General features: G+C 68.7%; 19 protein-coding genes. 11 read left to right on the top strand and 8 right to left on the bottom strand.

Annotated features, from left to right (window positions below; genetic code table 11):
- Window positions 1–2 precede the first annotated feature (2 nt).
- From ACLB90_RS11245 to ACLB90_RS11230, 4 genes are all read left to right on the top strand, one after another.
- Entirely contained in the window at window positions 3–713 is a 711-nt protein-coding gene (locus ACLB90_RS11245; RefSeq protein ID WP_411849582.1) for an HAD family hydrolase, read from the top strand.
- Window positions 714–741: 28 nt separating this feature from the next.
- Entirely contained in the window at window positions 742–2,109 is a 1,368-nt protein-coding gene (locus tag ACLB90_RS11240; RefSeq protein ID WP_411849581.1) for a leucyl aminopeptidase family protein, read from the top strand.
- A 396-nt stretch (window positions 2,110–2,505) separates the two neighbouring features.
- On the top strand, window positions 2,506–3,618 hold the full coding sequence (locus ACLB90_RS11235) for a catalase family peroxidase (RefSeq protein WP_411849580.1): 1,113 nt from the start codon (window positions 2,506–2,508) through the stop codon (window positions 3,616–3,618).
- Window positions 3,615–4,148, top strand: coding sequence for a cytochrome b (locus ACLB90_RS11230; RefSeq protein WP_411849579.1), 534 nt, complete (start codon window positions 3,615–3,617; stop codon window positions 4,146–4,148). The genes ACLB90_RS11235 and ACLB90_RS11230 overlap by 4 nt, the downstream gene beginning before the upstream one ends.
- 48 nt (window positions 4,149–4,196) lie before the next feature.
- On the opposite strand, the gene ACLB90_RS11225 is transcribed toward ACLB90_RS11230, so the two are convergent.
- From ACLB90_RS11225 to ACLB90_RS11210, 4 genes are read right to left on the bottom strand one after another with little or no spacing between them, the layout of a single operon-like run.
- Window positions 4,197–4,799, bottom strand: a complete 603-nt coding sequence (locus ACLB90_RS11225; RefSeq protein ID WP_411849578.1) for a response regulator — start codon at window positions 4,797–4,799, stop codon at window positions 4,197–4,199.
- Window positions 4,796–6,034, bottom strand: coding sequence for a sensor histidine kinase (locus tag ACLB90_RS11220; protein ID WP_411849577.1), 1,239 nt, complete (start codon window positions 6,032–6,034; stop codon window positions 4,796–4,798). The genes ACLB90_RS11225 and ACLB90_RS11220 overlap by 4 nt, the downstream gene beginning before the upstream one ends.
- Window positions 6,035–6,040: 6 nt before the next feature.
- A complete protein-coding gene (locus ACLB90_RS11215; protein ID WP_411849576.1) occupies window positions 6,041–6,811 on the bottom strand; it encodes an ABC transporter permease in 771 nt (256 codons plus the stop codon).
- Entirely contained in the window at window positions 6,808–7,707 is a 900-nt protein-coding gene (locus ACLB90_RS11210; protein ID WP_411849575.1) for an ABC transporter ATP-binding protein, read from the bottom strand. The genes ACLB90_RS11215 and ACLB90_RS11210 overlap by 4 nt, the downstream gene beginning before the upstream one ends.
- Window positions 7,708–7,912: 205 nt before the next feature.
- Between ACLB90_RS11210 and ACLB90_RS11205 the strand changes: the two genes are divergently transcribed.
- The 5 genes from ACLB90_RS11205 (at window position 7,913) to ACLB90_RS11185 (ending at window position 15,761) form a co-directional block, all read left to right on the top strand.
- Window positions 7,913–9,139, top strand: a complete 1,227-nt coding sequence (locus ACLB90_RS11205; protein ID WP_411849574.1) for an efflux RND transporter periplasmic adaptor subunit — start codon at window positions 7,913–7,915, stop codon at window positions 9,137–9,139.
- A 151-nt stretch (window positions 9,140–9,290) separates the two neighbouring features.
- Window positions 9,291–9,980, top strand: a complete 690-nt coding sequence (locus ACLB90_RS11200) for an ABC transporter ATP-binding protein (RefSeq protein WP_411849573.1) — start codon at window positions 9,291–9,293, stop codon at window positions 9,978–9,980.
- A gap of 14 nt (window positions 9,981–9,994) precedes the next feature.
- Complete coding sequence (locus ACLB90_RS11195; RefSeq protein WP_411849572.1) at window positions 9,995–11,152, top strand: ABC transporter permease; 1,158 nt, start codon at window positions 9,995–9,997, stop codon at window positions 11,150–11,152.
- 15 nt (window positions 11,153–11,167) lie between these two features.
- Window positions 11,168–12,478, top strand: coding sequence for an ABC transporter permease (locus ACLB90_RS11190; RefSeq protein ID WP_411849571.1), 1,311 nt, complete (start codon window positions 11,168–11,170; stop codon window positions 12,476–12,478).
- A gap of 433 nt (window positions 12,479–12,911) precedes the next feature.
- On the top strand, window positions 12,912–15,761 hold the full coding sequence (locus ACLB90_RS11185) for a TonB-dependent receptor plug domain-containing protein (RefSeq protein ID WP_411849570.1): 2,850 nt from the start codon (window positions 12,912–12,914) through the stop codon (window positions 15,759–15,761).
- Between the two features lie 914 nt (window positions 15,762–16,675).
- On the opposite strand, the gene rarD is transcribed toward ACLB90_RS11185, so the two are convergent.
- Complete coding sequence (gene rarD, locus ACLB90_RS11180; protein ID WP_411849569.1) at window positions 16,676–17,584, bottom strand: EamA family transporter RarD; 909 nt, start codon at window positions 17,582–17,584, stop codon at window positions 16,676–16,678.
- On the bottom strand, window positions 17,581–18,480 hold the full coding sequence (yedA, locus tag ACLB90_RS11175) for a drug/metabolite exporter YedA (RefSeq protein WP_411849568.1): 900 nt from the start codon (window positions 18,478–18,480) through the stop codon (window positions 17,581–17,583). Before yedA ends, rarD begins: the two co-directional genes overlap by 4 nt.
- Before the next feature lie 227 nt (window positions 18,481–18,707).
- Between yedA and ACLB90_RS11170 the strand changes: the two genes are divergently transcribed.
- Both ACLB90_RS11170 and ACLB90_RS11165 read left to right on the top strand, forming a co-directional pair.
- The gene (locus tag ACLB90_RS11170; protein ID WP_411849567.1) at window positions 18,708–20,051 is read left to right on the top strand and encodes an MFS transporter; all 1,344 of its coding nucleotides are present in this window, start codon (window positions 18,708–18,710) and stop codon (window positions 20,049–20,051) included.
- Window positions 20,052–20,081: 30 nt separating this feature from the next.
- Window positions 20,082–20,666 (top strand): hypothetical protein, encoded by a 585-nt coding sequence (locus tag ACLB90_RS11165; protein ID WP_411849566.1) that lies wholly within the window; start codon window positions 20,082–20,084, stop codon window positions 20,664–20,666.
- A 3-nt stretch (window positions 20,667–20,669) separates the two neighbouring features.
- Here the strand turns inward: ACLB90_RS11165 and ACLB90_RS11160 are convergent, their stop codons facing one another.
- Window positions 20,670–22,322: a M28 family metallopeptidase gene (locus ACLB90_RS11160; RefSeq protein WP_411852743.1), complete on the bottom strand. Its 1,653-nt coding sequence runs from the start codon at window positions 22,320–22,322 to the stop codon at window positions 20,670–20,672.
- An 80-nt stretch (window positions 22,323–22,402) separates the two neighbouring features.
- On the bottom strand, window positions 22,403–23,335 hold the full coding sequence (locus ACLB90_RS11155) for an MBL fold metallo-hydrolase (RefSeq protein WP_411849565.1): 933 nt from the start codon (window positions 23,333–23,335) through the stop codon (window positions 22,403–22,405).
- Window positions 23,336–23,346: the final 11 nt, after the last annotated feature.

The raw sequence follows: 23,346 nt of genomic DNA, 5'->3' as shown, positions 1-23,346 counted from the left end.
GGGTGAAATTTCCTGTCCTTGCCATCACCCTCGACCTCGACGATACGCTGTGGCCGTTCGCTCCGATCGGCGCCCGCATCGACCAGGTCCTGTTCGACTGGATGCGTGAACACAGCCCCGCCACCGCCGCGATGTACCCCGTGGCGGCCATGCGGGAGCTGCGCGAGCGTTCCTTCCATGACAACCCGCAACTGCACCACGACCTGAGCGCGCTGCGCCGGTTGACCCTGCGCGAAGCGCTGGAGAACAGCGGTGCCGACCTGGCCCTGCTGGAGCCGGCGTACGAGGCGTTCTACGCCGCGCGCAACCAGGTGGAGTTCTACCCGGATGCGCTGGACGCGCTGGCGCGGATTGCCGCCAGGGTGCCGGTGGCGGCGCTCAGCAACGGCAATGCCGACCTGCAGCGGATCGGCCTGGCCCACCATTTCAGCTTCCAGCTCGGTTCGCGCGAACATGGCGCGGCCAAGCCGGCGGCCAGCATCTTCCACGCCGCCTGCGAACGCCTCGGCGTGGCGCCGGCCCATGTGCTGCACGTGGGCGACCATGTGGACATGGACGTGGTCGGCGCGATGCAGGCCGGCCTGCGCGGCTGCTGGATCAACCGCGTCGAGCACACCTGGAACCACCCTTCGCTGCAGCCCGACCTGCAGTTCGACACCCTGACCGGGCTGGCCGACTGGCTGGATGCCAACGCATCCGTCCAGCACGCCTGACCCCGCCGCGAACGGAGCCCCCTTCCGCATGACCCCGATCAACGGTTTCACCACCGATACCGCCCAGGCCCTGCCCCTGCATGTGATGAACCGCGAGCAGTTCGCTGCTTGGCGTGGGCAGCAGTCCCCGGCGCAGGTCGCCTGGATCGACGCGCAGCACTTCAACGGCAGCGGCGGCAGCGTGGTGCTGCTGCCCGGCGAACACGGTCTGGCCGGCGCGATCGTTGGCGTGGGCGACGCGGGCGATGCCTACGCCTACGCGCACGCTCCGTTCGCCCTGCCCGAAGGCAGCGTGTGGCAGGTAGCCGACACCCTGCCGGCAGAGATCGAAACGCTGCTGCACCTTGGCTGGGGCCTGGGCAGCTACCGCTTCGCGCGTTACCGCACGCCGAACCGGGCGCCGGCACAGCTGGCCGCCACACCCTCGGCGGAAGTGCGCGACGTGATCGCCGCCAGCCTGCGCGTGCGCGACTGGGTCAACACCCCCACCGAGGACATGGGCCCCCAGCAGCTGGAAGACGCCGCGCGCGAACTGGCCACTGCCCACGGTGCGCAGATCGAGGTGATCACCGGCGATGCGCTGCTCGAGCAGAATTTCCCGTCCATCCACGCCGTCGGCCGCGCCTCGCACCGCGCGCCGCGCCTGATCGTGCTGCGCTGGGGCAACGCGGACCGGCCGCACGTGGCGCTGGTCGGCAAGGGCGTGTGCTTCGACACCGGCGGGCTGGACATCAAGCCGGCCGACGGCATGCGCAACATGAAGAAGGACATGGGCGGCGCCGCGCATGCGCTGGGCCTGGCCGGGCTGATCATGGCCCAGGCGTTGCCGGTGCAGCTGACCCTGCTGATCCCGGCGGTGGAAAACGCGATCGGCCCGGACGCGTTCCGCCCCGGCGAAGTGATCGCCACCCGCAAGGGACTGAGCATCGAGATCGACAACACCGACGCCGAAGGGCGGGTGATCCTGGCCGATGCGCTGACCTACGCCAGCGAACAGCAGCCGGAGATCGTGCTCGATTTCGCCACCCTCACCGGCGCGGCGCGCATCGCGCTGGGCCCGGACCTGCCGGCGCTGTTCAGCAACGACGACACGCTCGCCCAGCAGTGGCTGCAGGCCGGTGAAACCACCCGCGACCCGGTCTGGCGCATGCCGTTGTGGCGCCCGTACCTGCGCTACCTGCACAGCAACATCGCCGACCTGGCCAACGCCGGCTCGCGCATGGCCGGCTCGGTCACTGCGGCGCTGTATCTGGAGCGCTTCATCGCCGACGGGCAGACGTGGGCGCACCTGGATGTGTACGCCTGGAACGACGGCGAACGCCCGGGCCGTCCGGCCGGTGGCGAAGCGCTGGCGCTGCGCTCGGCATGGGCCATGCTCAAGGCGCGCTACGCGTAACCCACGTAGAGCCGGGTTCTACCCGGCTGCCTTTCGTTGAGCATTGCGGGGGCTGACACCAGCCGGGTAAAACCCGGCTCTACGGTACTGCCTTGCGTCGGGTGTGGCGGGGGCTGACATCAGCCGCGTAGAGCCGGGTTTTACCCGGCTGCCTTTCGTTGGGTGTGGCGGGGGCTGACACAAGCCGCGTAGAGCCGGGTTTTACCCGGCTGCCTTTCGTTGGGCATCGCGGGGGCTCACACCAGCCGGGTAAAACCCGGCTCTACGGTGTTGCCTTTCGTTGGGCGTCGCGGGCCGGCGGATTCTTGTCGAAAATGTGAATATCGGCCGCGCTGCGGTTCTGACACCATGCAGGGGTCGCCCACCCACACGCATCGTGAAGGCAGGAACCCGGACATGTCGCTATTCGGCTATACCCGCGCCGGCCAGGAGCCGGGCGCCCCCCGCCCGCCTTCGCCGCTGCTGTGGCTCGCGCTGATCGCGCTGATCGCCGGCCTGCTGGTGCTGGCCTTTGCCTGGCTGGCCGGCTGGATCGGGCGCGATCGCGCCACCGCGCAGGTCTTCACCGACACCATCGAAGCCACCGGTCCGCCCCATCCGGGTTTCCGCCGTGCGCATACCAAGGGCGTGTGCGTCAGCGGCAGTTTCCAGGGCACGCCGGACGGCGCGGCGCTGAGTTCAGCCCGCGTGTTCCGCCAGGCCCGGGTGCCGGTGCTGGGCCGTCTGTCGATCGGGGGCGGCGACCCGCATGGCGCCGACGCCAACGCACGCGTGCGCAGCATGGCGCTGCAACTGGTCAGCGACGATGGACAGGAGTGGCGCACCGCGATGAACAGCTTCCCGTTCTTCGCCGTGCCTACCGCCGCCGCCTTCCTCGAACAGACCCGCGCCGGCATTCCCGATCCGGCCACCGGCAAACCAGACCCGGCGAAGATGGCCGCGGTGCTGGAAGCGTACCCGTCGGCCCGCGCGTTCCAGCAGTGGGCCAAGACCGCACCGTGGTCCAACAGCTGGGCCAACACCGACTACAACGGCGTCAACAGCTTCCGCTTCACCGCCGCCGACGGCAGCCACCGCTACGTGCGCTGGAGCATGCGACCGCAGGCCCCGTTCGTGGAAATGACCGCCGAACAGCGCGCGCAGGCCGGCCTGGATTACCTGGCCGACGAGTTCGGGCAGCGGCTGGCGCAGGGCCCGGTACGCTGGGACATGTGGGTGACGATCGCCGAGGACGGCGACCCGATCAACGATCCCTCGCAGGTGTGGCCGGCGCAGCGCCGGCAGGTCAAGGTGGGGACGCTCAGCCTGGTGGCGATGCAGCCGCAGGCCGAGGGCGCGTGCCGCGACCTCAACTACGACCCGTTGATCCTGCCCAGCGGCATCGCCGGGTCGGATGACCCGATCCTGGCCGCGCGGTCGGCGGTGTATTCGCAGTCCTTCAACCGCCGCGAGCGCGAGATCGCCAACGGCAAGGGTGCCGCCGCCACCGGCAGGGAGCGTGGGCAATGAAGCGCGCCAACGGACACTTCAACCTCACCGCCCGCGTCCTGCACTGGCTGATGGCGGCGATGATCCTGACCATGCTGTTCGTCGGCGTGACGATGGTGGCATCGCTGCAGTGGCGGCCGGCACTGATCGATCTGCACCGGCCGCTCGGCATCGCGATCCTGCTGCTGGCGCTGGTGCGCCTGGTCAACCGCCTGCGCCACCGTCCACCACCGCTGCCGGCAGACCTGCCGGCGTGGCAGGTGGCAGCGGCCCACGCCTCGCATTGGGTGCTGTATGCGCTGATGCTGGCCATGCCGCTGATCGGCTGGGCGATGCTGTCGGCCGGTGGCTACCCGATCGTGATGTGGTCCGGCGTTCACCTGCCCGCGATCGTGCCGCACGACCCCGCGCTCTACGCCGCGCTGCGCAACGCGCACAGCCTGCTCGCGTACGTGTTGTTCGCCACGGTGGTGGCGCACCTGTCGGCTGCGTTGTTCCACCTGTGGGTGCGCCGCGACGGCGTGTTCCAGGCGATGTCGAAAGGGCGGTAGTGCCGGCCGCTGGCCGGCACCCACCGACCGGGGTGCGCTCCGCAGCGCCTACAGCCAGCCTTTCTGCCGCGCCAGCCGGTAGGCTTCGATGCGGTTGGCCACGCCCAGCTTGCCGATGCACTCGGACAGGTAGTTGCGCACGGTGCCATGCGAGAGTCCCAGCTGGGTGGCGATCTCGCTGGCCGAGCGGCCGTCGCCGGACAGGCGCAGCACCTGGCGTTCGCGGTCGTTGAGCGGGTCGGCCTGCGACCATGCATCCAGGGCCAGTTGCGGGTCGATCGCGCGCCCGCCGCGCTGTACCTGGCGCAGCGCGTCGGCCAGGCGCTCGGCCGGCGCATCCTTGAGCAGGTAGCCGCACACACCGGCGTCCAGCGCGCGGCGCAGGAAGCCCGAGCGCGCGAACGTGGTGACGATCACCACCTTGATCGGCAGCGCGTGGCGGGCGATGCGCTGGGCCAGCTCCAACCCGGACAGGCCCGGCATCTCGATGTCGGTGACCAGAACGTCCGGGGTGAACTGCTGCAGCATCCGCCACGCTTCCTCGCCGTCGGCCGCGCTGCCCAGCACCTCGATATCGGCTTCCAGGCCAAGCAGCGCCGACAACGCGCCGCGCACCATCGCCTGGTCTTCGGCCAGGACGATGCGGATCATCGCGCACCCCCAGCCGGCAGCGGCGTCGGGCCGGTAGCGCTGGCCGGCAGTGCGGCAACGGCCGTGGTGGCCGCCGGCAACGCGATCCGCACCGACACACAGGTCCCTTCGCCAAGCACCGACTGCAGCAGCAGCGTGCCGCGCAGCGCCGCCACGCGTTCGCGCATGCCGCTGAGGCCGTTGCCGTCGGTCTGTGCGCCGCCGCGTCCATCGTCGCGGATCTGCATCAGCAGGGTGCGTCCCTCCTGCTCGAACTGCACCCACGCCTGATGCGCCTGCGCATGCCGGGCGATGTTGGTGGCCGCCTCGCGCAGCACCAGCGACAGCGCGCGCTCGATGTCCACCGGCATCGGCGGCGGCGGCGCGTAGTGCAGGTGCACGTGCTGGCACTCCAGCAGCAGCCGCGCCGACGCCAGCTCGGCGGCCAGGTCGCTGGCGCGGATGCCGGTAACGGCGCTGCGCACTTCAGCCAGCGCCTGGCGGGCGATCGCCTCGGCTTCGGTGACCTCCCGACGCGATGCCTCCGGGTCGCGGTCGAACAGCTTGCGCGACAGTTCCAGCTTCAACGTGATCAGCGACAGGGTGTGGCCGAGCAGGTCGTGCAGGTCGCGGCCAATGCGCTCGCGCTCTGCGGTGGCGGCCAGCCGCCGCACCTCTTCCTGCGACAGCTGCAGCGCCGCATCGCGTTCCTTGTTGAGGCTCTCGACGTTGATGATGATGCCGATGATCAAGGCCATCGACGGAATCCACACCACCAGCTGCCATTGATACCCCACCCACAGCGCGATACCCACGAACACCGCATTGAGCACCAGCAGCTGCAGCAGATAACGCCACAGGCCACCCTCGCGGCAGGTCCGCAGCATCACGCAGCCAAAGATGAAGTAACTGATGCCGGACGGATACCACGGCAGCAGCGCCAGCCCCATCGCCACCATCGCCAGCGCATAGCGCGGCCCGTGGTGGCGCGGCGCGAGCAGCAACCGGCCGTACAACGCCAGAAACACCGGATAGGTCAGCAGCGTCAGCCATAACCACCGCCAGGAATAGCCGCTGCCGAAGATCGGGGTAAAGAACACCCAGCCGGTCCACAGCAGGTGCACCGCATCGGCCCACGCCGGCTTGCCACGGCGCACGTTGTCGGCCACCGACGAGTCCGGCGCAGGCCGCAGCAGCGTAGCAATCCAGCGCGATGTCACGGGCGGCTCCAGACGGGGTGGGTCAGGCGCGATCATGCCATTTCACCCGGTACGACGCAGGCGGCGCCGTGCCAGCGTCAGGGCCACGGCGGTAACGCCCAGCAGCACCGCGATGTGCACCCAGCCACTCCCCTGCGCCGGCTGGCCAACCGCCGGCAGCGCCAGCTGGGCCAGGTGCCAGGTCGGCCACAGCGGCGCCAGGGTGGTGAACAGGGACGGCAGCATCGACAGCGGCAACCACAGCCCGGACAGCAGGGCCAGCGGCAGATAGACCAGATTGACCACCGCCGGCGCCGCGCCGGCACCGACATGGCTGCCGATCAGCAGCCCAATCGCCCCCAGTGGCAACGCCGCGAACCCGGCCACTGCCAACAGATGCAGCGCCGCCGCTGGCGTAACCACCACACCGGCAGCGGTCGCCACGGCAATCAACAGGGCGGCCACCACGACCGCAAACAGCACCGTCATCAACAGCCGCGCCAGCAGCGGCGCCATCGGCGGCATCGGCAGCGCACGCTTGAGCGTGAGCAGGCCACCCTCGCGGTCCAGCGCCAGCTGCACACCGAAGCCGAACAGCGCCGGCGCCATCGCACCGAACACGCAGTAGGTGGCCAGCAGATACACCGGTGCCTGGCCGCGGCCGAGCAGCACGCCGAACAACGAATAGAACAGCACCGGGAACAGCAGCGACGGCAGGACGAAGCCCGGGTAGCGCCAGGCACGGCGCAGCTCGCACAGGATTTCGGCCCGGTAGATCGGCCACGCCGGCGCGAGGCGGGGGGTGGCGGGTGTGGCGTGGACGTCGGTGTTCATGCGGCCTCCCGGGTCAGTTCGACGAAGGCGTCGGCCAGGCCGCCGCCATGCACTTCCAGTTCCTGCAGCTGCGGGTCCTCGGCAAGCAGCCGCGCGACCACCGGCTCGGCCGGCTCGGCCAGCAGCTGCAGCCGCAGGCCATCGCGCTGCACCCCGCGTACGCCCGGCCAGTGCCGCAATGCCGCCACGTCGAGCGTGCTGCGGCAGCGGATCCGGCGCGGCGCAAGCTGCTGGCGGAACTGCGCCAGCGGGCCATCGGCCAGCACCCGGCCCTGCTCGATCACCACCACGCGCTGTGCCAGCGCCTCGGCTTCTTCCAGGTAGTGGGTGGTCAGCAGCACCCCGCAGCCCTCGCTGGCCAGCTGCCGGATCGCCTGCCACAGCGCCTGGCGGGCCTGGATGTCCAGGCCGGTGGTGGGCTCGTCAAGGAACAGCAGGCGCGGTCGCCCGCAGATGGCAATGGCGAACTGCACCCGGCGTTGCTGCCCGCCGGAAAGCCGGCCGTAACGGCGTGTGGCCAGATCGGTGAGACCGGCCAGCGCCAGGCACTCCTCCAGCGGACGGGGATCGACGTAGCAGACACGCGCCAGGTCGATCAGTTCCGCCACCTGCAGCACCGGCGGCAGCGCCGTGGTCTGCAGCATCACGCCGATGCCCGCGCGGCTGGCGCGGTCCTGCGGATCACCACCGAGCAGCTCGGCAACGCCGGCATCCAGGCGGCGCAGGCCCAGCAGCACCGAGATCGCGGTGCTCTTGCCGGCACCGTTGCGACCGAGCAGCGCGAGAATCTCGCCGCGGTGCAATGCAAACCCGACGCCCTGCAGCGCGGCCACGGCACCATAGTGAACCTGCGCCTGGTGCAGCCGGGCCAGGGGAGACGCAACGGGATCGGACATGGAACGCGCTCCGGGAGGGAATGACGACAGCCTCGCCCGTCGCCTTGGCCCCCGACAGTGGCCGTCGTCAGCGCACGTGGGTGACAGCTGTCACTGACGCGGCACCGGCAGTGCGCGCATGCTGTGCACCACCCGGCGCCCTGCCGGATTGCCCGAGGGCCGCCGTTGCGGTCACACTCGGCCCGATTCCCCGTCCAGGCTCACGATGAACGCATCTGCTGAACTGCTCAAGGAACTCCGTATCGACCGCAAGACCCCGCCGCCGCCGTCCTCCGGGCGCGGTCGCTGGATCGTGCTGGCGCTGGTGGCCGTGGTGCTGCTTGGCGCGATCGGCTGGTTCGTCGCCGGCCGCGAGCGCCCGATCGAGGTCACCACCGCGCCGGTGGTGGCGATGGGCCAGGGCGGCAGCAGCAGCACCGTGCTCGACGCCAGCGGCTACGTGGTCGCCCGGCGCATGGCCACCGTGTCGGCCAAGATCACCGGCAAGGTCCGCGAGGTGATGATCGAAGAAGGCATGCGCGTGGAAGAAGGCCAGGTCATGGCCACCCTGGACCCGATCGATGCCAACGCCCAGCGCAGCCTCTCGGCCTCGCAGCTGGAGGCCGCACGCAGCCAGCTGGCCGGGCTGCAGGCCCAGGTCGCCCAGGCCGATGCCGAGGCCGGACGCCTGCAGTCGCTGGTCGGCCAGCAGCTGGTGTCGCGGTCGCAGTACGACCTGGCCATCGCCCAGCGCGAGAGCCTGCGCGCACAGCTGCGCACCGCCCAGCGCAACACCAGCGTGGCCAGTGATGCGCTGGCCATCGCCGACCTCGGCGTGGACAACAACATCGTGCGTGCCCCGTTCTCCGGCGTGGTCACCGCCAAATCGGCGCAGCCGGGCGAGATCGTGTCGCCGCTGTCGGCCGGTGGCGGGTTCACCCGGACCGGCATCGGCACCATCGTGGACATGGATTCGCTGGAGATCGAGGTCGAGGTCGGCGAAGCCTTCATCGGCCGCGTGCAGCCGAAGATGCCGGTTGAAGCCACGCTCAATGCCTACCCGGACTGGAAGATCCCCGGCGAGGTGATCGCAATCATTCCCACCGCCGATCGCGGCAAGGCCACCGTCAAGGTACGCGTGGCGCTGAAGACCAAAGACCCGCGCATCGTGCCGGAGATGGGCGTGCGCGTGAGCTTCCTGGAAGCGGCCAAGCCCCAGGCCGCCGCACCCAAGGGCGTACGTGCGCCGGCCTCGGCGCTGGTCGAGCGCGGCCAGCAGACCGTGGCCTTCGTGGTCGGCGACGACCAGCGCGTGCAGCAGCGCACGGTCACCCCCGGTACGACGTTGAACAATGACCGTCAGGTCACCGCCGGCCTGCGTGCCGGCGAGGTGGTGGTCACCGACCCGCCGGCGGCGCTGCGCGACGGCAGCAGGGTCACGGAAAAGCAATGACGGCCTGAGGCCCGCAGCAGGCGCCACCGCCTGCTGCCCGCCCGCCGATGCGTGTACGCGGCCCCGGTTCCGGTGGCGGCGCGATGTGCGATTCCCGCGTGTCGCCACGGCGCGCGCCTGCCTTCTTTCCACCGATCCCGGAGAACCACCCATGTCCACCCTGGTTTCGCTCCGCAACATCACCAAGACCTACCAGCGCGGCCCCGAGAAGGTGCAGGTGCTGCACGGCATCCACCTGGACATCCAGCGCGGCGATTTCGTCGCCCTGATGGGCCCGTCCGGTTCGGGCAAGACCACGCTGCTGAACCTGATCGGCGGGCTGGATACGCCCAGCGGCGGCGAGATCGAGATCGAGGGCGAGCGCATCGACCAGATGAGCGGCGGCCAGCTGTCGACCTGGCGCAGCCACCATGTCGGCTTCGTGTTCCAGTTCTACAACCTGATGCCGATGCTGACCGCGCAGAAGAACGTGGAACTGCCGCTGCTGCTGACCCACCTCGGCGCAGCCCAGCGCAAGCGCAATGCCGAAATCGCGCTGACCCTGGTCGGCCTGGCCGATCGCCGCAGCCACCGGCCCAACGAACTCTCCGGCGGCCAGCAGCAGCGTGTGGCGATCGCCCGCGCGATCGTCTCCGACCCCACCTTCCTGATCTGCGACGAACCCACCGGCGATCTGGACCGCCAGTCGGCCGAGGAGATCCTGCACCTGCTGCAGCAGCTCAACCGCGAGCATGGCAAGACCATCATCATGGTCACCCACGATCCCAAAGCGGCCGAGTACGCCACCCACACCGTGCACCTGGACAAGGGCGAACTGGCCGACGCGCCAGCGGCCCACTGACGGAGGATGCCGCGATGAAATACCTCTCGCTGGTGTGGGCGCAGCTGTTCCGCAGCAAGACCCGCACCCTGCTGACGTTGTTGTCGGTGGTGGCCGCCTTCCTGCTGTTCGGCATGCTCGATTCGGTGCGCGTGGCCTTCACCTCCGGCGGCAGCGTCGAAGGCGTCAACCGCCTGGTGGTCACCTCGCGCCTGTCGATCACCCAATCCCTGCCGATCCGGCTGGACCCGCAGATCCGCCAGGTCGAGGGCGTGCGCGACGTGACCTCGGCCATGTGGTTCGGCGGCATCTACCGCGACCCGAAGAACTTCTTCGCCAATTTCTCGGTGGCGCCCAACTACTTCGACGTCTACCGCGAACTGCAGTTGCCGCCCGCCCAGCTCAAGGCCTTCCAGGACACCCGCACCGGCGCGGTGGTCGGGGAGACCCTGGCCAAGGAGTTCGGCTGGAAGATCGGCGACACCATTCCGCTGCAGGCCACCATTTTCCCGCGCGGCGGCAGCAACGACTGGCCACTGCAGCTGGTCGGCATCTACCGCTCCAAGGACCGCGCGCTGGCGGCCAACGAAGAACGCCAGCTGATGATGAACTGGAAGTATTTCGACGAATCCAACGACTACATCAAGAACCAGGTGAGCTGGTACACGGTGACACTGGACAACCCGGACCATGCCTCGCGGGTGGCGCAGGCCATCGATGCGATCTCGGCCAACTCCGACCACGAAACCAAGTCGCAGACCGAATCGGCGTTCCAGCAGGCCTTCGTCAAGCAGTTCGCCGACATCGGCATGATCGTCACCTCGATCATGGGCGCGGTGTTCTTCACCCTGCTGCTGCTGACCGGCAACACGATGGCGCAGGCGGTGCGTGAACGCATTCCCGAACTGGCCACGCTCAAGACGCTGGGCTTCCAGGACGCAACCGTGCTGGTGCTGGTGATGGTCGAGGCGGTCCTGCTGATCGGCCTGGGCGGCGCGATCGGGATGGGGCTGGCCGCACTGGTGCTGCCGATCCTCGCGCCGATGACGATGGGCCTGCTGCCACCGCAGGTGCCGCTGCAGACCTGGGTCGTGGGCATCGGCCTGATCCTGGTCATCGGCGTGGTGGTGGGCCTGCTGCCGGCGCTCCGCGCCAAGCGGCTGAAGATCGTCGACGCATTGGCCGGGCGTTGAGCCCAGGAGAACGACATGAAGAAGCATTGGATGGGAAACGCACTGTCGATCCTGCTGCTGGCGATCGGCCTGGCCGTCTGGGTCGCGCTGCCGTGGTTCGGCGTACTCGTCATCGCCCTGGCCATTGCGGTGTGGCTGGTTGCCACGCGCAGCGGACGGCTGGCGCTGGCGGCCACCCGCATCGGCATCGCCAGCCTGCCGCAGCGGTGGGGCGCCTCGTCGGTGATCGTGGTCGGCATTGCCGGCGTGGTCGGCGTGCTGGTGGCGATGCTGGCGATGGGCGAAGGCTTCCAGGCCACGCTCGCCAGCACCGGCGATGACAGCACGGCCATCGTGCTGCGCGGCGGCTCGCAGGCGGAGACCAATTCGGTCATCACCCGCGACCAGGTACCGCTGTTGTCCACATTGCCGGGCGTGGCCAGGGATGCGCAGGGCCGCGCACTGATCTCGCCGGAGCTGTCGCAGGTGGTCAACGTGGCCTCCAAGGGCGACGGCACCGACGTCAACGCGCAGTTCCGCGGGGTGGGCGAAATGGCGTGGGCGGTGCACGACAAGATGAAGATCGTGGAAGGCCGGCGCTTCAACACCGGCCTGCGCGAGATCGTGGTCGGCAAAGGCGCGCAGGCGCAGTTCCAGGGCCTGGAGGTGGGCAGGACGCTGACCCTGGGCAACCAGGCCTGGACGGTGGTGGGGGTGTTCGCCTCCGGCGATGCGCACGAGTCCGAACTGTGGACCGACGCGGAGACGCTGGCCGCCACCTACCAGCGCAGCGCCTGGCAGTCGATCAGCGTGCGTACCGACGGCAAGGCCGGTTTCGAGCAGTTCAAGGCAGCCGTGGCCGGCGACCCGCGGCTCAAGCTCGATGTGGAAACCACCCGTGACTACTACGCCAAACAGGGCGGTGGCCTCAACACCCTGATCAGCGTACTGGGCACGGTGATCGGGGCGATCATGGCGATCGGCGCGGTGTTCGGCGCGCTCAACACCATGTATGCCGCTGTCGCCACCCGCGCACGCGAGATCGCCACGATGCGCGCGATCGGCTTCCGTGGGCTGCCGGTGGTCACCGCGGTGATGCTGGAGACCATGCTGCTGGCACTGCTCGGCGGACTGCTTGGCTGCGCGGTGGCCTGGGCGCTGTTCAATGGCTACAGCGTGTCCACCATCGGCAGCAACTTCAGCCAGGTCGTGTTCCAGTTCAAGGTCTCGCCGGAGCTGTTGTGGAGCGGCTTGAAGTGGGCGCTGGGCATCGGCCTGGTCGGCGGCCTGTTCCCGGCGCTGCGTGCGGCACGGCTGCCGATCACCACTGCGCTGCGCGACGGCTGACGGCACTGCAACGAACGCGCGTGCGCAGGCGCGCGCACGAAATAGCAATGATCGAACCGCATGCGCAAGCGTGCGGTTCTTTTTTTCCGGGAGCGTTCACGGCGCGTTTAGTTGCGCGCCGTGTCGCACGATACCGCGTGTTTTTCAGGGTGCGGCGCGATGTCGCAGGCGTTCAAGATGCGCACGCCGTCGCCGCTATGGATGCGTCCACGTATCGTCGCGACGCGCGTTCGCGCACGCGATGCGCATAGATGAAAAAGGTTTCTTCTGAATGCGCGCATTTGTCAGCGCGTGTTCATTTAAGGCCGTTTTCATGCTTTCAGATGAAAGTAAAAATTTTGAAAAGTCATTAGAATCCCGCCCCCCACGTCGTGGTGTTGTCCCCACGCCGCCCTCCAGGGCGCACGATTTTTTTGAGAAAGAGAACGCACGGATGTATTTGAAGACCAATCCGCTGCGCAACGCGATCGCCATCGCGCTTGTCGCCAGCTGCAGTGCCCCCGCCTTCGCACAGAGTGCCGCGGACGGCACCACCAACCTCGACCGCATTGAAATCACCGGTTCGCGCATCCGCCAGGCCAGCGTTGAAACCGCACAGCCGGTGGTGGCACTGAACCGCGCCGAGATCGAGAAGAAGGGCTACGTCAACGTCGCCGACATCCTGCAGGACGTCACCGCCGCCGGTTCGCCGAGCATGAGCCGTGCCTCCTCGCTGACCTCGTCGCGCGACTTCGGCGGCATGTACGTCAGCCTGCGCAACCTGGGCCCCGAACGCAGCCTGGTGCTGATCGACGGCCGCCGCATGGGCGTGAGCGCCGGCGGTTACTCCGACCTGGCCTCGATCCCGTCCTCGATCGTGGACCGCGTGGAAGTGCTGACCGACGGCGCCTCGGCGCTGTACGGCTCGGACGCCATCGCCGGTGTGGTCAACATCATCACCCGCAAGAACTTCGACGGCGCTGAAGTCAACGCCTACGTCGGCCAGTACGGCCAGGGCGACGGTCAGAAGACCTCCTACAGCGCGACCTTCGGCAAGACCTTTGATCGCGGCTGGTTCACCGTGGGCGGCGAGTACACCGACGAAGATCCGGTGCTGGGCAGCGCGCGCGAGTTCACCGCCTACCCGAACGGCCCGGCGCACCCGACCGACGGCCTGAGTGGCATCACCGAGTGGGGCTACGCCACCGTCGGCGGCACCAACATCAGTGTCGGTCCGGGCGGCGATCCGTCGCAGCCGGGCAACTTCAAGCCGGTCGACAAGGCCAACGACAGCAACGCCAAGAGCAACATGAGCCTGCTCACCGGCCTGCAGCGCAAGTCGGTGTTCGCCAACGGTGGTTTCTCCATCACCGACAACCTGCGCATCGTCGGCGACGCGCTGTACAGCGAACGCGAGTCGACCAAGCAGCTGGCCGGCTACCCGTACTCGGTCTCGGCCGCACAGGCCCGCAACGGCACCCGTGCCGCCCTGTCCAAGGACAGCGCGTTCAACCATTGGGGCCAGGACGTGCTGTTCGCGCACCGCACCGAGGAAATGCCGCGCGGTACCGAGAACAACCTGACCACCAAGCGTGCCACCCTGGGTCTGGAAGGCAGCTTCGAAACCGGTTCGCGTTACTGGGACTGGAACGTCAGCTACATGTACAACCGCAATGAAGGCGAGCGCATCGGCACGGGCAGCATGTACCAGCCGAACGTGAACCTCGCCGTCGGCCCGTCGTTCATCGACAGCCAGGGCGTGGCGCACTGCGGCACCGTGGGCAACGTCATCGCCGGCTGCACCCCGTGGAACCCGCTGGCGCCGATGGGCTCCAACAGCGCCGGTTCGCTGAGCCGCCAGGACGTGCAGGATTTCCTGTTCACCCGTTACGTGGACAAGATCCAGAGCACCACCAAGGTGGCCAGCGCGAACATCTCCGGTTCGCTGTTCTCGCTGCCGGCCGGTGACATCATGGGTGCGATGGGCTTCGAGCACCGCAGCGAAGAAGCCAGCTACACCCCGGACCTGATGGTGCAGAACGGCCAGATCGCCGGTACCAGCGGCAAGCCGACCCGCGGCGACTACTCGCTCAACGAGGTGTACCTGGAGTTCCAGGTGCCGCTGCTGGCCGACATGGCCTTCGCCCGCGAACTGTCGCTGGACCTGGCCGGTCGCTATTCGGACTACAACAACTTTGGTGCCACCACCAACAGCAAGTTCGGCCTGAAGTGGAAGCCGATCGACAGCCTGCTGGTGCGCGCCACCTACGGCACCGGGTTCCGTGCGCCGACCGTGGATGACCTCTACGGCGGTACCGTGACCACGCGCGATTCGTTCACCGATCCGTGCGACACCCTGTTCGGTGCGGCCGCCAAGAGCCCCGACGTTGCTGCGCGCTGCGCGGTCAATGTGCCGGCAAACTTCCGCCAGCAGAGCGCCGATGGCAGCAATGCGATGGTGCCGGGCCAGCAGGCGACCACCGATTTCAACTCGGGTTCCAACCCGGAGCTGAAGCCGGAAACCGCCAAGACCTGGACCGTGGGCGTGGTGTACAGCCCCGAGTTCGTGTCGGGCCTGGACCTGAGCCTGGACTGGTGGAAGATCCGCATCAACAACGTGATCGTGGGTGAGTCGGCAACGGACATCCTCAACCAGTGCTACATCCAGGGCAACCAGTCGGCCTGCGGCCGCTTCACCCGTTCGACCTCCGGCAGGAACATCGGCCAGGTCACCGCACTGGACCGCACCCTGAACAACGCCGGTTTCCAGGAAACCGCCGGCTATGACCTCAGCGTGCGCTACCGCCTGCCGGAACTGGCGATCGGCAAGTTCGCGATCTCCTGGAATACCACCTACGTGGATTACCTGGAGCGCAAGAGCGACAACATCGACACCACGCCGATCGAGCAGTTCACCGGTTGGGGCGGCAACTTCCGCGTGCGTTCCAACCTCAACGTGGACTGGACCTACGGCAACCTGGGCATCGGCTGGACCGCGCGCTACTACTCCAGCATGAAGGAGAAGTGCTCGTACGACCTGACCGGCGGCCCGGAATGCAACCTGCCCGACTTCAACTCGGTGTACACCGACGCGCAGCCGAGCAACAAGGTGGGCTCCAACACCTTCCACGACCTGCAGGTGCGTTACGTGCTGCCGTGGAACGGCACCGTGTCGATGGGCGTGAACAACGTGTTCAACCATCAGGGTCCGATCATGTACAGCCAGCCGAACAGCAGCTTCACCTACTACGGTGGCTTCGACATCGGTCGTTTCATGTACATGAAGTACCAGCAGCGTTTCTGATCCAGCATTTCTGATCCACGGCTTACTCTCTCCAAGCCGTTGATGGAAGTAAGGCGGCGCCCTCGGGCGCCGTCTTTTTTTTGCGCTGCGCGCGACAATGATCGGGGCCGACGGCAGCCGGGTAGAGCCGACCGTTGGTCGGCTGGCCGCGCGCAGCGCGGCAATGATCGGAGCCGGCATTGCGCCAACGGCAGCCGGGTAGAACCCGGCTCTACGGGGGCGCGGCGCGGCAATGATCGGGGCCGGCATTGCGCCAACGGCAGCCGGGTAGAACCCGGCTCTACGGGGGCGCGGCGCGGCAATGATCGGGGCCGGCATTGCGCCAACGGCAGCCGGGTAGAACCCGGCTCTACGGGGGCGCGGCGAATTCCCGGGTAGAGCCGACCGTTGGTCGGCTGGCCGCGCGCAGCGCGGCAATGATCGGAGCCGGCATTGCGCCAACGGCAGCCGGGTAGAACCCGGCTCTACGGGCGCACGGCGAATTCCCGGGTAGAGCCGACCGTTGGTCGGCTGGCCGCGCGCAGCGCGGCAATGATCGGGGCCGGCATTACGCCAACGGCAGCCGGGTAGAACCCGGCTCTACGGGGGCGCGGCGAATTCCCGGGTAGAGCCGACCGTTGGTCGGCTGGCCGCGCGCAGCGCGGCAATGATCGGGGCCGGCCATGCGCCAACGGCAGCCGGGTAGAACCCGGCTCTACGGGCGCGCGGCGAATTCCCGGGTAGAGCCGACCGTTGGTCGGCTGGCCGCGCGCAGCGCGGCAATGATCGGAGCCGGCAATGCGCCAACCGCAGCCGGGTAGAGCCGACCGTTGGTCGGCTGGCCGCGCACGGCGCGGCAATGATCGGGGCCGGCATTGCGCCAACCGCAGCCGGGTAGAACCCGGCTCTACGGGGGCGCGGCGCGGCAACGTGGGTCAGGCTGCCTTGCGCGACCGCCACACGCTGTCGCCGATGAACAGCGCCAGCCCGGTCCAGATCGCGGCGAAGCCGATGGCCTTGGCGGTGTCGAACGGTTCGCGGAAGAAGAACACGCCCAGCAGCAGGCCCAGGCTCGGCGCGATGTACTGCAGGATGCCGACCAGCGACAACGGAATGCGCTTGACCCCGTAGGCGAAGCCGATCAGCGGCAGGGCCGTGACCGCGCCGCCAAGGATCAGCAGCGCATCGTTCTGCCAGCCCCAGCCACCGAAGAAGCCACCGCCATGCCCGTTCTCGCTCCACAGCGCGAAGCCGATGGCCGGCAGGAACAGATACAGGCTTTCCACGCCCAGCCCGGCCACCGGGTCGACCGAAATCAGCTTGCGCAGCAGGCCGTACAGCCCGAACGAACAGGCCAGCCCCAGCGCGATCCACGGCGGCGTGCCCGCATCGATGGTCAGCCAGGCCACGCCCAGCCCGGCGCAGCCCACCGCCAGCCACTGCAACCGGTGCAGGCGCTCCTTGAGCACCACCACCCCGAGCAGCACGCTGACCAGCGGGTTGATGAAGTAGCCCAGACTGGTTTCGATCACGTGGCCGGCGTTGATCGCCCAGATGTACAGGCCCCAGTTGAACGCGATCGCCAGGCTGCTCAGCGCCAGCGTCGGCAATGCCCGCTTCTGCGCGGCGATGGCCTTCCACCACCCGGTCCCCACGCTCAACAGCAGCCAGGCCACGACCAGCACCGTGCTCCAGATGATGCGGTGGGCGATGATCTGCTGCGACGGTACCGCCTTGAGCAGGTGCCAGTAGACCGGCACCAGCCCCCACAGGGTGAAGGTGAACGCGGTGATCGCCAGCCCGCGGCGTTGTTCCTGCAGGCTGTGCTGCGGCGACAGGCTCATTTCGCGCGCGTCCGGGCCAGGGTCAGCACCACCACGCCGGCCAGGATCACCGCCATCGCCAGCAGGTCATGCCCACCGAACTGCTCGTTGCCGATGATCACGCCCAGGATCACCGCGATCACCGGGTTGACGTAGGCATAGCTGGCCACCAGTGCCGGGCGCACGTTGTGCAGCAGCCACACATACGCGGTGAACGCCACGATCGAGCCGAACACGCACAGGTAGGCCACGGCGGCCAGCCCATTGACGGAGGGCCAGGTGGTGGGGCGCTCACCCGTTGCCAGGCCCAGCGCCACCAGCATCACGCCGCCGCAGAGCATCTGCCCGGCTGCGGTCATGAACGGGCTGGGCAGGTCCAGCCCGCGCGCCCAGATCGAGCCGAATGCCCAGCCGATGGGGGCGACCAGCAGCAGGATCAGCCCCTGCGGCGAGGCGGTCAGGCTGCTGCCGGCGTTGAGCCAGACCACGCCGAGGAAGCCGATCGCGATGCCCAGCCACTCCCCGCGGCTGGCATGCTGGCCACGCATCGCCGCGAACAGCGCCATCCACAGCGGCACCGATGCCACCGCGGTGGCGGCCAGGCCCGAGGACACCGTGCGCTCGGCCAGCACCACCATGCCGTTGCCCAGCACCAGCATGGTCAGGCCCATGATGCCCAGGTTGCGCCACTGCCGCCGGGTCGGTGCCGGCATGCCGCGCCAGCGCAGCACCGCGTACATCAGCGAGCCGGCGATGATGAAGCGCGCGCCGGACACGGTCGTCAACGGCAGCGCGCCGCCCTCCAGCGCCAGCCGGATGCCGAGATAGGTGGACCCCCAGACCACGTAAACCAGCAACAAGGCAAGTACGACAAGGCCGCTCCGGGGAGCAGCCGCTGCGGGTTCAGGTGAAGACATGGCACACCACCATCCGGGGGAATGGGAATTCTAGGCCACTACGCTGCCGGCCATCACCCCGGGAAACGGCATGCTGTATGCGCTGCGGTGGTCCCGCCGCCATCGCGCGGGCACCTGTCGTTGACGTGCGATAAGGTACCAAGGAGCTGCCAGGCGCCTGCGCGCCCCGCGCCCCGGGCCGCTGCCCGGCCAGTTCGACCGTTTCCCAGCCAGGACCCCTACCCTGCATGAGCACGATCTCCCCTCCGGCGATTCCGCGCGACGCCTCCCGCGCCGCCCTGCGCCGCTCCATTTCCAACACCCTCAAAGGCTCGGCCGGCAATCTGGTCGAGTGGTATGACGTCTACGTCTACTCGGTGTTCGCGGTGTACTTCGAATCGCAGTTCTTCTCGGCCGCCGACAAGAACTCCACCATGTACGTCTGGGCGATCTTCGCCGCCACCTTCCTGATGCGCCCGATCGGGGCGTGGTACTTCGGCCGCTTCGCCGACCGCTACGGGCGCCGCCTGGCGCTGACGGTCTCGGTGACGGTCATGGCCGGCTGTTCGTTCCTGATCGCCATCACCCCCACCGCATCGCAGATCGGCATCTGGGCGGCGGTCATCCTGCTGTTCGCGCGCCTGCTGCAGGGCTTCGCCACCGGCGGTGAGTACGGCACCAGCGCGACCTACATGTCCGAAGCAGCCATTCCGGGCCGCCGTGGCTTCCTGTCCTCGTTCCACTACGTGACCCTGGTCGGCGGCCATGTGCTGGCGCAGCTCACGCTGCTGGCCATGCTTACCTTCTGGGACAAGCCGCAGATCTCCGAATGGGGCTGGCGCATCGCCTTCGGCATCGGCGGCATCGCCGCGATCGTGGTGTTCTGGCTGCGCCGCACGATGGACGAATCGCTGGGCGAAGACTCCATCGAGGCGGCCAAGACCGGCAAGGCCAAGGCATCCGGCTCGATGTACGAGCTGTTCGTACACCAGTGGCGCCCGCTGCTGCTGTGCTTCCTGATCACGGCCGGCGGCACCGTGGCGTTCTACACCTACTCGGTCAACGGGCCGAAGATGATCCAGAGCGCCTTCGCCGGCGACGACGTGATGACCGGCACGCTGATCAACCTCGGCGTGCTGACCTTCCTGATGGTGCTGCAGCCGATCGGCGGCTGGCTGTCGGACATCGTCGGGCGCAAGAGCCTGCTGGTGTTCTTCGGCATCGGCGGCGTGCTGTACACCTGGTACCTGATCACCGAACTGCCCAACCAGCACGACCCGCTGATGGCGTTCCTGGTGCTGGCAATCGGCTTTGTCATCCTCACCGGCTATACCTCGATCAATGCCGTGGTGAAGGCCGAGCTGTTCCCCACCCACGTGCGTGCGCTGGGCGTGGGCTTCGGCTACGCGGTGGCCAATTCGCTGTTCGGCGGCACCGCCCCGCTGCTGTACCAGGGCGCGCTGAAGACCGGCCATGTCACCTCGTTCGCGATCTATGTCACCGCCGTGATCGCGGTGTCGCTGGTGGTCTACGTGTTCTTCCTGAAGAACAAGGGCCCCAACTGGCTGGACGGCACCCGCACGCACCCGTAAGCGGGCGTGCGAAGCACAAGGTCGCGGGCCGTGCGTGCATGGATGCTGTTGGCGGTGATGGCGCTGGGACCCTGGGTCCCGGCGCTGGGCGAAGCGCGCGAGTGCCGGGCAGGGGTTGCCGTGCCCGACACCCACCCGCGCCCCTACGCGCCGCCTGCCACCGCGGCTGACATGCAGGCGCACGTGCGCGCCTGCGAGGTGCTGGAACAACGCGACAACAAGGTGCGTGCCTGGGCGCCGCGGCTGTCGCAGGGGCTGTCCGGGGTGGCGGTGGTGGCGGCGCTGTTCACCGTCGTGGCGCTGTATCGGCAGCGCGCCAGCCAACGGCGCGCCGGACGCGCCCACGTGTACGCGTTCGTCGCACTGCACGCCTTCGCGGCGTGGGTGATGCTGGGCGTCGGGCTGGCCGTGTATCGGGGCGTCGCTCCCCTCGTCCAGCGCGGGCCACCGCGCTGGCTCTGGTATGAACAGTCGCCCGCGGTGTTCATCGTGCAGCAGAGCATCCAGGTCGTCATCGCGGCGGGTGCGCTGGCGGCGGCCTGGTATGTAATGCGTGACCACCGTCCGCCGCGCACGGTGAATCCGCTGCCACGTCGGGGGCCACGCCGGCGCTGAGCGTCAGCGGCGCGCCGATTCGCTCTGCTCGCGCACCGCGCGGAACTCCGATCCCTCTTCCCAGTGCGGCCAGCGGCGGCTGTTGGCCAGTTCCGCGCCCAGGTCGTAGACCAGCAGGGTATCGGCGGCGTGGCCGCTCGGGTCCCAGCCCGGGGTCCAGGCGTCGCAGGCCTGGTGGTAGCACGCAGCGAAGTACGCATCGCGCAGCGCGCGGCCCTTCTCCACCCCGCCGTCGGTCATGTCCAGCCCCGGGCCGATGGTGATGGCGGGCACGCCCAGACGCGCGAACGCGAAATGGTCGGCGCGATAGAAGAAGCCGGCTTCCAGGTTCGGGTCCGGCGAGTAGGTGCGGCCGCGGGCCTTGGCCACGCGCTCCAGGTCACCTTCCAGCGACACCCGGCCCTTGCCCCACGAGGCGATGTCGCGGGTCGGACCGTCCGGGCTGAACATCTCGATGTTGAGCACCGCGGCGGTCTTGTCCAGCGGCGCGAGCGGGTGCGCGGCGTAGTAGCTGGCACCGAGCAGGCCCTTCTCCTCGGCGGTCAGCGCCACGAAGTACAGCGTGCGCTGCGGCTGCGGGCCGGCGGCGAACACGCGGCCCAGTTCCAGCACGGTGGCCACGCCGGTGGCGTTGTCGATCGCGCCACGGCGGATGCGGTCGCCCTTGGCATCGGGCTGGCCGATGCCGAAGGCATCCCAGTGCGCGGAGAAGATCACCGCCTCGTCGGCATGCGCGCCGCCGGGCAGCTTGGCCACCACGTTGCGGGTGATCACCTGCTCGCGCTTGAGCTTGAAGTTCACCGACAGCCGCGCATCGCCGAGCGCGACCGGGGTGAACGCAGGCGTCATCGCCCGGCGCTTCTCGGCCTCGAAATCCAGGCCGGCATCGCGGAACAGCTGCTCGGCGAGCGCACGCTGCATCCAGCCGCGCACCGGCACGTGCTGGGCCAGCGCCTGCTCGGGCGTGCGCTCGATGTCGAACAGCGGCGAGGTGCCCGAGCTCTTCACCGTGGCCCAGCCATATGCGGCCGGCGCGGTCTCATGCACGATCAGCACGCCCTGCGCGCCACGGCGGGCGGCTTCTTCGAACTTGTAGGTCCAGCGGCCGTAGTAGGTCACCGCCTTGCCATCGAACGCGCCCGGCGCATCGGCCTCGAAATCGGCATCGTTGATCAGCACCACGGCGATCTTGCCGTGCAGATCGACGTCCTTGTAGTCGTTCCACTGCCGGTCCGGCGCATCGATGCCGTAACCGACGAACACCAGCGGCGCGTCCTTGATGTCCACCAGCGCCTGCGGCCGCAGGCTCTGCAACGTCACATCCTCGCCATTGGCCAGGGTATGCAGTGTGCCGTTCTGGCGCAGCTGTGCGCGCACCGGGCCATCGACCTGCGCGCGCACCATCGGCACCGGCTGCACCCAACTGCCATCCACGCCGCCGGGCTGCAGGCCGTACCTGCGGAACTCGTCGGTGAGGTACTGGACGGTGCGCTCTTCGCCCGCCGACGCCGGGGCGCGTCCTTCGAAGGCGTCAGACGCCAGGATGCGTACATGCCGCGACAGCGCGTCCGGGTCGATGCCGCCACCGGGCAGGTCATTGGCCGCGTGGGCCAGACCGCCGACGAACAGACAGGACGACAACAGCAGCATGCGCATCGGATTCACGGCAGACACCAGGCGGAAAACGGAAGCCCCGAGTGTAACGTGACACCTGCGTGACCGCTGCCCCGGCCGCCTCAGCGGCGGTCGCGGTCCAGCCAGCAGGCCAGGCCCTGCGCGTTGAGCTCGATGTCCATCGCCAGCGCCTGCGTCACCGCCGCATCATCCAGTGGGCAGCCGTGGGCCTGCGCGCGCTCCAGATACAGCGCCGTCAGTGCCGCCACCAGGCAGCGATGGCGATCGGGCCGCGCATCGCACTGGCGCGCGATATCGGTCATCGCATCGATCTGCTCGACCAGGTCGGCCGCCAGGCGCGGCACGTCCTGCACGCGACCATAGTGGGTGAGGTACATCGCCTGCGGCGCGTAGGCGAGCATCCGCGCGATCGACTGCTTCAGCGGCTCCGGTTCGAACTGCACCGGCGAGGAGGTGGGCAGGATGAACGCGCCGCGCGGGCTGTCCAGCTCGCGGTAGGACAGGCCGAAGGTGTCGCCGGTGAACCAGCTCGCGCTGCGCGCATCCCACACACACAGGTGGTGGCGTGCGTGGCCGGGCGTATGCATGCAGTGCAGCACGCGCCCGGCGAGGTCGACGCGGTGGCCATCGTCGGCGATCACCACGCGCTCGGCCGGCACCGCCAGGATCGGACCGTAGCTGCGCTTTATTTCCGCTTCGCCATACACCTCGGTGGCGCCGGCGATCAGCCGGGCCGGATCGACCATGTGCGGGGCGCCGCGTGGATGTACCACCAGCCGGGCATTGGGCAGCTGCTGCATCAGCAGTCCTGCGCCGCCGGCGTGGTCCAGGTGCACGTGGGTCAGCACCAGCCAGTCCACGGCGTCGGCGGCGACGCCGGCGCGTGCCAGCGCCTTGAGCATGGCCGGCACCGCCAATCCGGTGCCGCAGTCGATGAACGCGCCGCGCCCGTTCTCGACCACCAGGTAGGCGGCGTCGAAATCGTCGCGCTGGAACGCGGTATCGATGGTATGGATGCTGGGGTCGGAGGTCATCGGCTCATCCC

This window comes from Stenotrophomonas sp. LGBM10 (assembly GCF_046736075.1).
GTDB lineage: Bacteria > Pseudomonadota > Gammaproteobacteria > Xanthomonadales > Xanthomonadaceae > Stenotrophomonas.
This window is presented reverse-complemented; position numbering and strand designations above follow the sequence as displayed.